Annotated in this window: 15 protein-coding genes; 6 read left to right on the top strand and 9 right to left on the bottom strand. The window is 64.2% G+C overall.

Annotation, left to right across the window (positions count from 1 at the left end):
* The first annotated feature begins 15 nt into the window (after nucleotides 1-15).
* On the top strand, nucleotides 16-276 hold the full coding sequence (locus tag NLY36_RS24660) for a ribbon-helix-helix domain-containing protein (protein ID WP_023692171.1): 261 nt from the start codon (nucleotides 16-18) through the stop codon (nucleotides 274-276).
* Complete coding sequence (locus NLY36_RS24655; protein WP_023696644.1) at nucleotides 269-556, top strand: type II toxin-antitoxin system RelE/ParE family toxin; 288 nt, start codon at nucleotides 269-271, stop codon at nucleotides 554-556. The genes NLY36_RS24660 and NLY36_RS24655 overlap by 8 nt, the downstream gene beginning before the upstream one ends.
* A 70-nt stretch (nucleotides 557-626) precedes the next feature.
* Here NLY36_RS24655 and NLY36_RS24650 read toward each other — a convergent pair whose 3' ends face one another.
* The 3 genes from NLY36_RS24650 to NLY36_RS24640 all read right to left on the bottom strand — a co-directional run bounded on the left by NLY36_RS24650 (nucleotide 627) and on the right by NLY36_RS24640 (nucleotide 4307).
* Nucleotides 627-1679 (bottom strand): substrate-binding domain-containing protein, encoded by a 1053-nt coding sequence (locus NLY36_RS24650; protein ID WP_023692173.1) that lies wholly within the window; start codon nucleotides 1677-1679, stop codon nucleotides 627-629.
* 46 nt (nucleotides 1680-1725) lie between these two features.
* A complete protein-coding gene (locus NLY36_RS24645; RefSeq protein WP_023668572.1) occupies nucleotides 1726-2721 on the bottom strand; it encodes an ABC transporter permease in 996 nt (331 codons plus the stop codon).
* Nucleotides 2722-2795: 74 nt separating this feature from the next.
* Entirely contained in the window at nucleotides 2796-4307 is a 1512-nt protein-coding gene (locus NLY36_RS24640; RefSeq protein ID WP_023735628.1) for a sugar ABC transporter ATP-binding protein, read from the bottom strand.
* 137 nt (nucleotides 4308-4444) lie between these two features.
* Between NLY36_RS24640 and mtnK the strand changes: the two genes are divergently transcribed.
* The 3 genes from mtnK (at nucleotide 4445) to fba (ending at nucleotide 8190) form a co-directional block, all read left to right on the top strand.
* Nucleotides 4445-5719 carry an S-methyl-5-thioribose kinase gene (mtnK, locus tag NLY36_RS24635; protein ID WP_023735629.1) on the top strand — a complete coding sequence of 425 codons (1275 nt, stop codon included), beginning with the start codon at nucleotides 4445-4447 and terminating at the stop codon, nucleotides 5717-5719.
* Nucleotides 5716-6810, top strand: coding sequence for an S-methyl-5-thioribose-1-phosphate isomerase (mtnA, locus tag NLY36_RS24630; RefSeq protein ID WP_023668575.1), 1095 nt, complete (start codon nucleotides 5716-5718; stop codon nucleotides 6808-6810). Before mtnK ends, mtnA begins: the two co-directional genes overlap by 4 nt.
* Before the next feature lie 315 nt (nucleotides 6811-7125).
* Entirely contained in the window at nucleotides 7126-8190 is a 1065-nt protein-coding gene (gene fba / locus NLY36_RS24625) for a class II fructose-bisphosphate aldolase (protein WP_023687044.1), read from the top strand.
* 160 nt (nucleotides 8191-8350) lie between these two features.
* Here fba and NLY36_RS24620 read toward each other — a convergent pair whose 3' ends face one another.
* The 5 genes from NLY36_RS24620 to NLY36_RS24600 all read right to left on the bottom strand — a co-directional run bounded on the left by NLY36_RS24620 (nucleotide 8351) and on the right by NLY36_RS24600 (nucleotide 13114).
* Nucleotides 8351-9457 carry an isopenicillin N synthase family dioxygenase gene (locus tag NLY36_RS24620; protein WP_023704826.1) on the bottom strand — a complete coding sequence of 369 codons (1107 nt, stop codon included), beginning with the start codon at nucleotides 9455-9457 and terminating at the stop codon, nucleotides 8351-8353.
* Nucleotides 9458-9594: 137 nt separating this feature from the next.
* On the bottom strand, nucleotides 9595-10251 hold the full coding sequence (locus NLY36_RS24615; RefSeq protein ID WP_023668578.1) for a methionine ABC transporter permease: 657 nt from the start codon (nucleotides 10249-10251) through the stop codon (nucleotides 9595-9597).
* The gene (locus NLY36_RS24610; RefSeq protein WP_023735630.1) at nucleotides 10232-11320 is read right to left on the bottom strand and encodes a methionine ABC transporter ATP-binding protein; all 1089 of its coding nucleotides are present in this window, start codon (nucleotides 11318-11320) and stop codon (nucleotides 10232-10234) included. Before NLY36_RS24610 ends, NLY36_RS24615 begins: the two co-directional genes overlap by 20 nt.
* Nucleotides 11321-11403: 83 nt before the next feature.
* Entirely contained in the window at nucleotides 11404-12258 is an 855-nt protein-coding gene (locus tag NLY36_RS24605; protein WP_023668580.1) for a MetQ/NlpA family lipoprotein, read from the bottom strand.
* A 172-nt stretch (nucleotides 12259-12430) separates the two neighbouring features.
* Nucleotides 12431-13114, bottom strand: coding sequence for an SDR family NAD(P)-dependent oxidoreductase (locus NLY36_RS24600; protein ID WP_023668581.1), 684 nt, complete (start codon nucleotides 13112-13114; stop codon nucleotides 12431-12433).
* A 213-nt stretch (nucleotides 13115-13327) separates the two neighbouring features.
* On the opposite strand from NLY36_RS24600, the gene NLY36_RS24595 reads away from it, so the two are divergent.
* Complete coding sequence (locus NLY36_RS24595; protein ID WP_023709179.1) at nucleotides 13328-14443, top strand: anhydro-N-acetylmuramic acid kinase; 1116 nt, start codon at nucleotides 13328-13330, stop codon at nucleotides 14441-14443.
* Here the strand turns inward: NLY36_RS24595 and NLY36_RS24590 are convergent.
* Nucleotides 14440-14859 carry a GNAT family N-acetyltransferase gene (locus NLY36_RS24590; protein ID WP_023692175.1) on the bottom strand — a complete coding sequence of 140 codons (420 nt, stop codon included), beginning with the start codon at nucleotides 14857-14859 and terminating at the stop codon, nucleotides 14440-14442. The two genes, NLY36_RS24595 and NLY36_RS24590, sit on opposite strands and share 4 nt — an antisense overlap.
* Nucleotides 14860-14897 lie beyond the last annotated feature (38 nt).

The raw sequence follows: 14897 nt of genomic DNA, 5'->3' as shown, positions 1-14897 counted from the left end.
ATGAAAAACGAACCTATGCGCACCCTCACCATATCCCTCACCGCGCAGCAGATAGCTCGCCTGCAAAGCGCTATCGAAGGTGGCGGTTATGCTTCCAACAGCGAGATTGTCCGCGACGCCCTGCGCTTATGGGAGCAGCGCGAGGAATTGCGCACGCTCGAACTCCAGCACTTGAAGCGGGCCTATGCCGACGGGATGGGCAGCGGCAAGCCAGTGGCTGTCGACCCCACCGAGTTCATCGGCAGCCTGAAGGCAGAACGCCGCGCCCGTGGCTAGCTATAGGCTCACACCGCGCGCTTCGCAGGATTTGCGAGACATCTGGCACACCATCGCCGCCGACAATGAAAAGGCAGCAGACAGACTGTTGATGCGCATTTTCGAAAGACTGGAGCTGGCGGCGCAGCACCCCAAGATGGGCAGCGCACGGCCCGAGTTAAGCGCAACGGCCCGCGTGCTCGTCGAAGGCCGCTATATCATCATCTACGAGCCGCAGCCCGATGGTGTTATCGCTGTGGCGATTGTCCACGGGATGCGCGATCCAGACCATTGGTTGTAGGCCGGCAGGCTTACGATCAATATGAAAAGAGCGGCCCATGCCGCCCTTCGCATCTATCAGATGTCCGATCCTACTTCGCGTTCGGGTTCGGCATCCAGGCCGGCATGGCGACATCGGCATGGGCGAATTGCGGCAGCTTGGCCGACAGGTCCTCCATGTTCTTGATGTCCTTGTCGATCAGGTCCTTCTGGGTGATCAGCGTCGGCGGCACGATGACGTTGTGGCCGGGATCTTCACCGGCGAGCAGCTGCGCCAGCGCGCGCACCGAGACCTGGCCGACGACGGCAGGGTTGGTGGCGGCGGTGGCGGCCCAGGCGCTGTCGGTCTCGCGCATGGCCGCGATGTCCGAGGTAGAGATGTCGGCGGAGTAGATCTTGATCTTCTTGTTCAGCCCCGCCTCGTCGACGGCGATCTTCACACCCTTGGCGAACTCGTCATAGGGCGCGAACATCACATTGATGTCGGGATGCGCCTGCAGCACCGAGCGCGCCTGGTTGGCGACCGAGTTGGCGATCGGGTTGTCGAGCGTGCCGAACATCGCGACTTCCTTGATGCCGGCATGTTTCTTCTTCACGTCGACCCAGGTCTCGTTGCGGCGGTCGAGCGGCGCGATGCCGGCGACATAGACATAGCCGGCGTTCCAGCTCTCGCCATTGTCCTTGACCGCCTGCTCGAGCGCCAGGCGCGCAAGGTCCTTGTCGGACTGTTCGATCTGCGGGATCTTGGGGTTTTCGACATTGACGTCGAAGGCGACGACCTTGATGCCGGCATCGACCGCGCGCTGGGCGGCGTCCTTCATCGATTCCGTTAGGCCGTGCTGGATGATGATGCCCTGCACGCCGAGTGCGATGGCCTGGTCGACCATGTCGGATTGAAGGGCGGCGTCCTGGCGGCTGTCGAGCACGCGCAGATCGATGCCGAGCGCCTTGGACTGGGACTCGACGCCCGAGAGATAGGCCTGGAAGAAATCGCCGGTCGAGAGATAGCGCACCAGCGCGATCTTGACGCCGGGCTTGTCGAACGGCGCCGGCTTGTCGGCGGCAAAGGCCGGGACCTGCATCAGCATTGTTGCGCCGGCCAATCCGAGCGCGACCTTCCCCAAAAGTCGTCTTGTGATGTTCACGTTCTTTCCTCCGTTTGTTGAACCCAAAACTGTCCCGGCAGCCATTCTATCTCCTGCCCCGGCCGGAAAGGGCGAAGGTAAAGACAAGGGCGACGACGAGAACCACGCCCTTGACGAAATCCTGCGTGTAGTAAGGCGCGTTCATCATCGTCAGGCCTTGCAGCAGGATGCCGACGAACAGCGCGCCGATGGCGGTGCCGAAGGCGTTCGGCTTGGCGGCGCCGAGCACCGCGTAGCCGATCAGCGCCGCGGCAACCGCATCGAGCAGCAGATTATTACCCGACGCGATGTCACCGCGTCCAAGCCGTGCGGCCAGCAAAATCCCGCCGATCGAGGCAAAAACTCCTGAAATGACGTAGGCCCAGATTTTGTATGCCTTGACAGGCGCGCCGGCGAGTTCGGCGGCCCGTTCATTGCTGCCCACGGCATACATCATGCGGCCGAAGCGTGTGTATTCGAGGAAGAACCAGATCAGCACGGCGAGCACGATCAGCACGACCACCGAGACCGGAATGAGGTTCGGGATGAAGAAGTCGAAGCGGTGGCGGCCGAGCGCCAGGAAGGCGTCGGAGAATTTGCCGTTGGCGACCGAGCCGTCCGGCATTGTCATACCGGTGGCGATGGAGCGTCCTTCAGTCGGGATGCGCTGGAGGCCGACGAGCAGGAACATCATGCCGAGCGTCGCCAGCAGATCGGGCACGCGCATATAGACGATCAGCCAGCCATTGATGAGGCCGACAAGGGCGCCGATGAGCAGGCAGATGAGGACAGCGACGACAACGTTCTGCTCCAGCACCACCATGACATAGGCAGCCGCCATCATGGCCGATGTGGCAACCGAGCCGATCGAGAGATCGAAGCCGCCGACAACCAGTGTGGCGGTGACGCCCAGCGCCAGCACGCCGGTGATGGCGACCGACTGGAAAATGAAGACGGCACTTTGCGGCGAGACGAACCCGTCGGCGGCGATGGCGAAATACGCGATCAGCCCGAACAGAAGCACGATGAACCCGTAGCGGATAGCGTAATCGCGCAGCGTCATTCAGCGCCCGCCGTCAATACCCAACTCAAACCCGTGCACTCCATTCCAACCCTCAGTTCTTCAATCATCGTGGCTCAGGCCGCACTGTGCAACGGCCCGCCCGCGACTTCGGCCAGCAGACGGTCGAGATCGACATCGGCGTTGCGGTGTTCGCCGACGATGGTCTGCTCGGACATCACCAATATGCGATCGGCCGTCTCCAGTGCCTCGTCGAGTTCGGTGACGAACAGCAGCGTGGCGCGGCCATTGGCGCTTGCCCTCAGCTTGGCGGCGATGTCGCGCCTGGCGGAGATATCGACGCCCTGGAACGGTTCGTCGAGAATGAACAATCGGGCGTCCTGCGCCATCCAGCGGGCCACCATCACCTTCTGCTGGTTGCCGCCCGACAGAGTGGTCATCTCGTCCTTCTCCGAGCGGCAGACGATGCCGAGATCCTCGATCTGCCGGCGGGCAATAGTGCGTTCAAGGCCGCGTTTGAGAACTGAAAAGCGCGACATGCGCTTGTGGAAGGGCAGGCTGATGTTTTCCTGGATGTTGAAGCCGCCGACGATGCCGTTTTCGCCACGGTCCTTGGCGACCAGAAACACGCCGGCGGCGATGGCTTCGCCGGTCGACGCGGGCGCATAGGGCTTGCCATATAAAGTCATCGTACCGGACAGCGGCTTGCGCAAGCCGAACAGCGTCTCGGCGAGCGCGGTCTTGCCGACGCCAACGAGGCCGGTGATGGCAACGACCTCGCCGTCGCCGAGCGTCAGCGAGAATGGCCGGGCACCAGGGGCGATGCGCAAGGCATCGACGGTCAGGATCGGCTTGGCAGAACTCCTGGCTTCGATGCGGTCAAGATGGATCTTGCGGCCGAGCATGGCGTTAACGGCGCCCTCATAGTCGAGAGGCTCGCTGTCGAAGACGCCTGAGATGACGCCATCGCGCATCGAGACGATGCGGTCGGCAAGCCGCCTGATATCCGACATGCGGTGCGAGATGTAGAGGATGGCGACGCCTTGCTCGCGCAGCCGGTCGAGCAGGGCGAACAGCCGGTCCGCCTCGGCGCTGGACAGTGAGGAGGTCGGCTCGTCGAGGATCAGCACTTTCGGCTGGTGCGCCATGGCGCGCGCGATGGCCACCATCTGGCGATCGGCCAGCGACAGATCGCTGATGCGGGCCTTGAGGTCGATGGCGAGCCCCATGCGGTCGGCCACCGCTTTGGCTTCGCGGCGCACCCGGCCGGGGTTGAACAGCAGCGGCGCGCCCTTGCCGCTCAACCTATCCAGCGTCAGATTGGTGGCGACATCGAGATCGGCGACGACGCCGTCATTGATGTTTTGATGCACGGTGACGACGCCTGCGCGGATCGCCTCGGCCGGCGTGTTCGGCGCGAAATCATGACCGGCCAGGTGCATGGTGCCGCCGGCATGGTCGTAGACGCCGCTGATAATTTTCACGAGGGTGGACTTACCGGCGCCATTGGCGCCCATCAGCACGGTGATCTCACCGGCATGCAGTTCGAGCGAGACGCCGCCAAGCACCTCGATATGGCCGAAGGACTTCCTCAGCCCGTCCACGCGGAACACGGCATCATTGCCCATTCGTTTCCTCCCTGACCATGACGCTATGGGCTACGTCATCAATTGTCAACTCGATTGACAATTGCCAGTCAGCTTCCTAGCTTGGCCTCACCGCCATCGCTCCACTATGATTGAGCGAGCAAGCGGGAGGGTGAGGAATGACTGCGAAATTGCCGTTCGAAGCACTGTCGGTGGAGACGCTTGCAACGCGCCTCGGCACGAACGAAGCGCTGTGCGCAAAAATCGGCCCCGATACCGGTGCCTGGAAGGTGCGCGAGGTCGGCGACGGCAATCTCAACCTCGTCTTCATCGTCGAGGGCGTGTCGGGTGCGGCCGTGGTCAAGCAGGCCCTGCCCTATGTTCGCCTCGTCGGCGACAGCTGGCCGTTGCCGCTCAAACGCTCCTTCTTCGAGTATCACGCGCTGACGCGGCAAGAGGCGCGCGCGCCGGGTTCGGTGCCGGCGATCCTCCATTTCGACGAAGCCCAGGCGCTGATCATCATGGAATATCTGGCGCCGCCGCACATCATCCTGCGCCGTGCCCTGATCGGCGGCCGCGAGTTGCCAAATATCGCCCGCGACATCGGCCTGTTCATGGCCCGCACTTTGTTCCGCGGCTCCGATCTCTCCATGCCGACCAAGGACCGCAAGGCCGACCTGGCGCTGTTCGCCGACAATGTCGAGCTCTGCGGCATCACCGAAGACCTGGTGTTTTCCGATCCCTATTTCGACGCCAAGCTGAACCGGCACACCTCGCCGCAGCTCGACGGCCTGGTCGCCGAGCTGCGCGCCGACCGCGACCTCAAGGTCGAGGCGCAGCGGCTGAAGCATATCTTCGCCGCCAACGCCGAGACGCTGCTGCATGGCGACCTGCATTCGGGCTCGATCATGGTCACCGACACCGAGACGCGGATGATCGATCCGGAATTCGCCTTCTACGGTCCGATGGCCTTCGACGTCGGCATGCTGCTCGCCAATTTCTGGATGTCCTACTTCTCGCAGCGCGGCCATGAACACAAGGGCAAGCGTGACGCCATGCGTGCCTATCTGCTCGGGGTGACCAATGACACCTGGACGGTGTTCCGCGCCGAGTTCTCGCATCTATGGCGCACCGAGCGCACCGGCATGCTTTACCAGAAGAGCCTGTTCGAGGATCAGGGCGACATTCTCGCCTCGGAGCAGGCGCTCGACCATGTGCTGCACCAGATCTGGACCGACCTCTTGGGCTTTGCCGGCATCGAGGTGCACCGGCGCATCCTCGGCCTCGCCCACAATGCCGATTTCGAGACCATCGAGGACGAGGATCTGCGAGCCTCCTGCGAGGCCAAGGCGCTGAAATTCGGCCGTCACATCGCCGTCAACCGGCGCCAGATTCACGGCATGGACGAGGTCAATAATCTGGCCGCTTTGATCGAACGGGAGAGCAGGATTTGAACGTCGGCGAGCGCCACTACCGCACCATCTGGCTGAGCGACGACCAGCGTTCGGTCGAGATCATCGACCAGCGCTGGCTGCCGCACGAGTTCCGGGTCGAGACGATCGGGAGCGTTGCCGGCATCGCCACCGCGATCCGTGACATGTGGGTTCGTGGCGCGCCGCTGATCGGCGTCACCGCGGCCTACGGCGTCGCCATCCAGATGGCGGACGATCCGTCTGACGAAGCGCTCGACGCGGTCTGGGAGACGCTGCACAAGACGCGGCCGACTGCGATCAATCTACGCTGGGCACTGGACGAGATGCGGCGGTTCCTCAGGCCGATCGTATTGGGACAGCGCGCGGAGGCGGCCTATAAGCGCGCCGCGGAAATCGCCGACGAGGATGTCGATCTCAATCGCGCCATCGGCGAGAACGGGCTTGCCATCATCAAGGAGATCGCGGCACGCAAGAAGCCGGGCGAGCCGGTCAACATCCTCACCCATTGCAACGCCGGTTGGCTGGCGACGGTCGATTACGGCACCGCCACGTCGCCGATCTATCTCGCCGTCGAGGCCGGCATTCCGGTCCATGTCTATGTCGACGAGACGCGCCCGCGCAACCAGGGCGCCCAGCTGACCGCCTGGGAGATGGCCGGCCACGGCGTGCCGCACACGCTGATCGTCGACAATGCCGGCGGCCATCTGATGCAGCGTGGCGCGGTCGACATGGTGATCGTGGGCACCGACCGCACCACGGCCAATGGCGACGTCTGCAACAAGATCGGCACCTATCTCAAGGCGCTCGCCGCCTCCGATAATGAGGTGCCCTTCTACGTCGCTCTGCCCTCGCCGACCATCGACTGGACAGTGGGTGATGGCCTCACCGAAATCCCGATCGAGGAACGCTCCGGTGACGAGGTGTCGCTGGTCTGGGGCAAGACGGCGGACGGCAAGATCGCGCAGGTTCGGGTTTCGCCCGAAGCGACGCCGGCGGCCAATCCGGCGTTCGATGTGACGCCGGCACGGCTGGTGACGGGGCTGATCACCGAGCGCGGTGTGGCCAAGGCTTCGCGCGAAGGGTTGAAGGCGATGTTCCCCGAACGCGGATAATCTCCCCCCTTGAGGGGGAGATGTCGCCAAAGGCGACAGAGGGGTCGGCGCGTCCTGACGCGACCTCCCAGCACCGACAGATGATGCTAGCGCTCCAGTCGAACCGACCCCCTCTGGCCTGCCGGCCATCTCCCCCTCAATGGGGGAGATTAGCGCCTCACCGGCTGGCTACCGGATTTCAGCCCTGCAACAAGAATTGCGGCCTCGATGGCCGCTGACGGTTGCGGTTCTGGCGAAATCCGGCCAGAAGCATCTAGGCTGGCAATCGGCCGGCCCGCGACGTTGCGCTTGAAACCAGATACGGGAGACTATTGGGTGGCTCGCATAACACTGAGACAATTGCTCGATCACGCCGCCGAGTACGGCTACGGCGTACCCGCTTTCAACATGAACAATATGGAACAGGGCCTCGCCATCATGGAGGCGGCCGAGGAGACCAAGTCGCCGGTCATCCTGCAGGCCAGCCGCGGCGCCCGCGCCTACGCCAATGATGTGGTGCTGGCCAAGCTGATCGACGCGCTGGTCGAAATCCACCCCGACATTCCGGTCTGCATGCATCTCGACCACGGCAACAACGAAGCCACCTGCGTCACCGCCATCCAGTACGGCTTCACCTCTGTCATGATGGACGGCTCGCTGAAAGAGGACGGCAAGACGCCGGCCGACTATGCCTACAATTCCGGCATCACCCGGCGCGTCGTCGACATGGCGCATTGGGGCGGCGTGTCGGTGGAAGGCGAGATCGGTGTGCTCGGTTCGCTTGAGAGCGGCGGCGGCGAGCAGGAGGACGGCCACGGCGTCGAAGGCGCCATCAGCCACGACCAGCTCTTGACCGATCCGGAACAGGCGGTCGAGTTCGTCAAGGACACCCATGTCGATGCGCTGGCAGTCGCCATGGGCACCAGCCACGGCGCCTACAAATTTTCGCGCAAGCCAGACGGCGCGGTGCTGGCGATGAACGTCATCGAGGAAATCCACCGCCGCCTGCCCAACATGCATCTGGTGATGCACGGCTCGTCCTCAGTGCCCGAGGACCTGCAGGAAATCATCAATAGATATGGCGGCCAGATGAAGCCGACCTGGGGCGTGCCGGTGGAAGAGATCCAGCGCGGCATCAAGCACGGCGTGCGCAAGATCAACATCGACACCGACAACCGCATGGCGCTGACCGGCGCCATCCGCAAGGTGCTTACCGAAAACCCGTCGGAGTTCGATCCGCGCAAATATTTGACGCCGGCCATGGCTGCGATGCGCAAGCTGTGCAAGGAGCGCTTCGAGCAGTTCGGCACCGCCGGCAACGCGCAGAAGATCAAGCCGCTGCCGGTGGCCGAGATGGCCAAGCGCTACAAGTCGGGGAGCCTTGATCCGAAGTTTGGGTGAAGTCCCCTGGCGCCTCTTCCTTCTCCCTTGTGGGGAAGAAAGAAGAGCTATTGACATAAAAAAGGCCGGGCGCGAAAGCGGCCCGGCCAAAAGAAGGTCAAGAACCTTCAGAGGGGAACACCGCTCGGTGGAATGGGAGGAAACCGCCGAACGATAATTCCTATATGCGCGTATTCGCCGCATATGGCGACGAACGGCTTTCTAAAACAACGCGAGATTCGGAAATTTCGTTCTCGTTTTGAAAGATTTCAGCCGGTGAGGCGTCGGTTTCCAGAAGATCGGCATAGTGCCGGCGCGCCACGTCGGGATGCGAGCGCAGGCGGCTCTTCAGCACATTGGTGCCGACATTGCGAAACAGCGGGTTGTCGGGATCGCTGGCCGGCCCCCGCGCCTCGGCCGCTACATCCTCGGGCAGGTCGAGCAGCGGAATCGTGGCGTCGAGCCGGGCGCTGAAGAAGAACGGGACCGAGACGCGCTCGACGCCGGCCGGCGGTGTCACCACACGGTGGACTGTCGCCCGGAGATAGCCGTTCGACGCCAGTTCGAGCAGTTCGCCGATGTTGACCACCAGCGTGTCGGGCAGCGGATCGACGTCGACCCAGGCGCCGTCATATTCGACCTGCAGCCCCTTGTTCTCGTCCTGCAGCAGAAGCGTCAGGAAACCGCCATCCTTGTGCGCGCCGACGCCCTGGTTGTCGCCGGTGGCGTCGCGGCCGGGGTAGCGCACGATCTTCATGCGATGGTTGGGCTCGGCCCGGTAGATCGGATCGAAGGCGTCCTCGGCCTGGTCGAGCGACAAAGCGAAGGCCCTAAGCAGCCGGATCGCCACCGCGGTCGCCTTGGCCTGCCATGCGAGCAGCGCCGGCTTCAGCTCGGGCAGCGTGGCCGGCCACTGGTTGGGCCCTTGCAGCCGCGTCCAGGCGGGCACGCCGGGGCCTTGTTCGATGGCCGCGCGTTCGACGCCGATGTCGAGCTGTTCGCGCCAGTCGGCCTTGCCTTTGGTCAGCTCGCCGCCGGCGCGCGTGTAGCCGCGGAACTGCGAGGACTTGACCATTTCAATTGCCAGTTTGTCGGCTTCCGGCAGGGCAAAGAAGCGGCGCGACGCGTCGAGCACTTCTGCGGTATCCGCAGCCGATATGCCGTGGCCGGTCAAATAGAAGAAGCCGACATCGCGCGCGGCCGTGCGCAGGTCGAAGAGAAACGTTCGCCGTTCCGAAGCGCCCTGCTCGAGGCGGCCGAGATCAAGCACGGGTACGATCCTGGGCATGGTCAAGCTCCTTGTTTCGCTGTCACGGTGGCACGCAGGCCGGTCCGATCAAAGCAACGCGCAATCCAATCTCGGCCCCGATAGAGAAAGCCGACGCTGCGTTTGGCAGCCTGCCGGCAAATAACGTTCGTGGCCGCTCATCCGCGCCGGTCCAGCCTGGCGACCAGCCGGTCGCCGACCCACTGGATGCCGCAAACGAGAATGATCAGCACAATGACCACGGCGACCATGACGCTGGTCTCAAAACGCTGGTAGCCATAGCGGATGGCGAGATCGCCGAGCCCGCCGGCACCGATGGCGCCGGCCATGGCCGAAGCGCCGATCAGCGTTACCAGCGTCACCGTGAAACCGGCGACGATGCCGGGCAAAGCTTCGGGCACCAGCACCTCGCGGATGATCGTCCAGCGGTTGCCGCCCATGGCGCGCGCCGCCTCGATCAGGCCGCGATCGACCTCGCGCAGCGACACTTCGGCGATGCGGGCATAGTAGGGCGTCGCCGCAATCGACAACGGCACGATCGCCGCCCAGGTGCCGATCGAGGTGCCGACGATCAGCCGCGTCACCGGGATCAGCGCCACCAGAAGGATGATGAAAGGCACCGAGCGGAAGCCGTTGATGACGGCGCCGAGCGCGCGGTTCACCCACAGGCTTTCGGCAATGCCGCCGCGCTCCGTGGCAATCAATGCCAGGCCGAGCGGCAGCCCGAAGACGAGCGAGATGAGGCCCGATGCCGCCGTCATCAGGACCGTCTCCCAGATCGAGCGCAGCAGAAGTTCAAACAGAACCGGCGACATGGCCAAGCACCTCCACCCGTGCGTCGCGGGCCTTCAGGAATGCGATTACTTTCGACAGATGTTTCGGATCGTTGCCCGCGACCGCAAGGAACAGCGTGCCGACCGGCTGCTGCTGGACATGGTCGATGCCACCATGGACGAGGCGGAACGGCCCCGGCACCGCCACCGCAAGATCGGACAGCAGCGGACCGCGCGCGGCCTCACCTGCGACGTCGACCCTGAGGATGAGCTCGGCGCCGCCTCCGGGAGCAAGCCGGCCGGCAATCTCGGCCGGCAGTTGCGGGCGGATGCCGCCGAGCAGGCTCCTGGTGATTTCGGAACGCGGCTCGGCAAAGACCGACCACACCGGGCCTTGCTCGACGATGCGCCCGGCATCGATCACCGCGACGCGGTCGGCGATCGAGCGGATCACCTCCATCTCGTGGGTGATGAGCAGGATGGTCAGGCCGAGCTGCCGGTTGATGTCTTTCAGCAAGGCCAGGATGGAGCGCGTCGTCTCCGGATCGAGCGCTGAGGTCGCCTCGTCGGACAGCAGCAGCGCTGGCCGCGCGGCCAGCGCCCTGGCGATGCCGACGCGCTGCTTCTGGCCGCCCGACAGCGAGGACGGATAGGCCTTCGCCTTCTCCGACAGGCCGACGAGGTGGAGCAATTCGGCGGCGCGCGCCAGCCGTTCGGCCTTTGGGCGGCCCTCGATCTTCAGCGGCAGCGCGACATTGTCCTCCGCGGTCTTGGCCGACAGCAGATTGAAGTGCTGGAAGATCATGCCGATGCGACGCCGCAGCGGCTGCAATTCACGCTCGCCGAGCCGGCCGATCTCGCGGCCCTCGATGAAGACGTCGCCGGAGTCCGGCCGCTCCAGCCCGTTGAGGCAGCGGATCAGCGTCGACTTGCCGGCTCCGCTGCGGCCGATGATGCCGAGGATCTCGCCCTTCTTCACCGTCAGCGAGACGCCGTCGAGCGCAGGCGTCGCGCCAAAGCGGCGCTTGAGGTCGACGAGGCGTACGACATCTTCTTGCCCGGCCGATATATTGACCGGACCGGATGCCTCGGCCGTGACGTGCTGGTTCATCTCACTGTCCGTTTCAACGCTCGACAAATGCGACAGCGGCCCGCTCAACAGCGGGCCGCCTGCTCCTGACAACCAGGCGCCAATCAATAGGCGCTGATCCCGGTGCCCTTGTAGACCTTGTCGAACTCGGCCTTGACCGCCTCGTTCTGGTAGGACGCGACCAGCGTCTTCACCCACGCCTCGTTCTCGTTGCCGGATTTCACGGCGATGAAGTTGCGGTAGGGGTTGTCGGCCACTGGCTCCTGGGCGATGCGGTTGTCCGGGCCGAGACCGCTCTTCAGCGCCCAGTCGGTGTTGACGACAGCCGCGTCGAGATCCTCGACCGAGCGGCCGACAATGCCGGCGTCCAGTTCCTTGATGACGACCTTCTTAGGGTTCTCGGCAATGTCGGCGGTGGTCGCCAGGATGCCGGTGCCGTCCTTCAGCTTGATCACGCCTTCGTTCTGCAGAACGCGCAACGCGCGGCCCTCATTCGAGGGGTCGTTGGGCAAGCCGATGACGGCGCCTTCGGGCAGGTCGGCAACCTTGGTGTATTTCTTGGAGTAGAGGCCGATCGGCCAGACGCCGGTGTAGCCGACGCGCACGATGTGGTACCCTTGGGTCTTGATCTGGTTGTCGAGATAGGGCTGGTGCTGGAAGGCGTTGGCGTCGATCTCGCCGCGCTCGAGCGCCTCGTTGGGCTGGGTGTAGTCGTTGAACACCACGGTCTCGACGGTCAGGCCTTTTTCGGCGGCCTGGGCGACGACGACGCGCCAGACATCCTCATCCTCGCCGCTGATGATGCCGACCTTGATAGACTTCTTGTCCTCGGCGAAGGACGGCGTCGGCTGAGCCAGACCGGCAAGCGTGACGGCCGAGGCAAAAAGTGCCGCAAGGGCAGCTCGCCGGCTGATGGCTGAAAAAAGAAGAGAGCTGGAAGCGTTTCCGCGTTCGGACATTGTCGATCCCTCGTAATCCTGAAGTCATTGCGGCGAGGTGGAATACCAAGCCTTGACGACATCATCGGCAATGCTGCTTGCCGGATCAAAGAACCGCATTTCTTCTCAAACACGAAGCCGGGAATATTCTCTCAAAGATTTCGCAATTGCGAGAACGGTCACGCCGGACCGGTCAGAATGTCTCGACAAAGGGCCGCAGCTCGACCTCGAAGCTCCAGGCGCTGCGATGCTGGCGATGGGTCGCGAGATAGGTCTGCGCGATCGCATCGGGCGACAGCTGGCTGTCCGGTCGCTCGGGCTTCGTCCCGACCGGCTCGATCTGGCCGTCGATAATGAAATGGGCGACATGGATGTTCTTCGGGAAGAGTTCGCGCGCCATCGACTGAGCCAGACCGCGCAGGCCGAATTTCGGCATGGCAAAGCCGGCGGAGTTGGGAAAGCCCTTGATGCTGGCGGAGGCGCCGGTGAAAAGAATCGAACCGGAGCCGCGCGCAAGCAGCCGCCGCGCCGCTTGCTGGCCGACCAGGAAGCCGCCATAGGCGCCGACAAGCAAGGCTTGTTTGACCGCATCGGGATCGACCTCGGCGATCGGGCCGCGCGTGCGGCCGCTGGCATTGAAGACGGCAAGGGCCAGCGGGCCTTGCTTGTCGGCGGCGTCAAACAGGCCGGCGACGGAGGCCGGATCGGCGACGTCGGTTTCGACGGCCAGCGCGCCGGTTTCCCCGACCAGCGCCGCGAGTTTGGCCGTGTTGCGGGCGGCCAGCACCACACGATAGCCTTCCGTGGTGAGAAGGCGTGCCAAAGAGGCGCTCAGGCCCGCACCCGCGCCGGCGATCACTGCGACTTCGGATGCCATGTCGTTTCTCCTTGGCGATGACGTGTTCGTCTCATAGCTGGCGTCTTGAGCGGCGAGACGCAAGAACGGCGTTGCTCGATTTTCGCTGTTCGGTGAAAAACTCTGCCGGCAGGTTCGGAGCAATCGACCGCGGCCAGGGTCTTGCCTGGCGAGACAATCCGTCCGACAGGTGATTGCGTTGGAATCGCAAACGGTGTCGCAAGGGAGTCGACCGTGGAACCAATCTGGGCCGTCGGCCTGATGACCGGCACCGTGCTTGACGGCAATATCGACGTGGCGCTGATCAAGACCGATGGCGAGCGGATCGCCGATTTCGGCACCTATACGCTGGCCCCCTACCCCGCAGCGATCCGTGCCTTGCTGGAGGAGACGCTGCGTCAGGCCCGGGTGTGGAATTTCGACGGGCCCGAGCCGGCGATCTTTGCCGAAGCCGAGGAGGCGCTGACGCGGGCGCAGTCGGCGGCGGTGAAGGACCTTGTCGAAAGCTACGGCCTAACCATAGGCGATATCGGCGTGGTCGGTTTTCACGGCCAAACCGTGCTGCATCGTGCCCCGCAACCCGGGCGGCGCGGCGATACGCGCCAGTTGGGCGATGGCGCGCTGATGCATTCCATTTTGGGCGCCAAGGTCGCCTATGATTTCCGCTCGGACGATGTGCGCGCTGGCGGCCAGGGCGCACCACTGGCGGCTGCCTACCACGCGGCGCTTTTGAGGGAAGCCGACGCCAGCGGGGACACCGCTGTGCTCAATCTCGGCGGTGTCGGCAACGTCACTTGGTGGGACGGCAAGGACAACATCGTCGCCTTCGACACTGGCCCGGCCAACGCGCCGCTCAACGATTTCATCAAGGCAAACGGCCTCGGCGAGATGGACCGCGACGGCGCACTGGGCGCGGCCGGCACCGTCGATGAAGTGCGGCTGGCCAAATTGCTCCAGCATCCGTATCTGACCAAGCCCTATCCGAAATCGCTCGACCGTTTCGACTTCGGCGCCGCCATGGCCGACGGCCTCAGCGCAGAGGATGGGGCGGCGACGCTGACGGCCTTCACCGTCTCGGCCGTCGGCAAGGCGCTCGATTTGTTGCCGCGCCGGCCGAAGCGCCTAGCGGTCAGTGGCGGCGGCCGCCGCAACCCGACGATGATGGCGATGCTGGCGAGGCGCGCCAACGTCGAGGTGGTGCAGGCCGAGACACTGGGCTGGAAAGGCGATGCGGTGGAGGCCGAATGCTTTGCCTTCCTTGCCGTGCGCGTGCTGCGCGGCCTGCCGATCAGCTTTCCCAGCACCACCGGCGTGCCGCGGCCGATGCAAGGCGGGCGGCTGGCAGGTTAGAGCTTCTTCTGCAGGAAGATGCGGCTGCGGCCGATGGGAAAGTCAGGCAGCTCGCCGAAACGCCGGTAGCCTTGCCGCTCATAGACTTTGGCCGCTGTCGGATTGAACGTGTCGATCCAGGCGGTCTGGCAGCCCCGGGCGACTGCTTCGCGCTCGGCAGCGTCCAGCATGTCGCCGGCCATATGCTGGCCGCGCAGGCGTTCGTCGACCCACAGCCATTGCACATAGAGCCAGCCCCAGGCGGTGTATCCCGAAATGCCGGCGACGACAGCGCCGTGCTCGTCACGAACGAAGACCGCGATCGGCTTGCGGCCGGAGGGGCCGACATCGCCGTCATTGAACGCCGTCAGCCGCTCGGCCAGGAAGGCGAGGTCGTCTGACGAGGGGTCGGCAGTGGTTTCAAGCGTCGTCTTCATCCGGGCGGGGCTCGCATGGCAAGCCAAGCTCTAGCGAA

It is taken from the genome of Mesorhizobium sp. C399B, assembly GCF_030323185.1.
In the GTDB taxonomy this organism is placed as follows: Bacteria; Pseudomonadota; Alphaproteobacteria; order Rhizobiales; family Rhizobiaceae; genus Mesorhizobium.
Note: the sequence above shows the minus strand (reverse complement) of the source record. Positions and strands in the feature narration are given on the sequence as shown.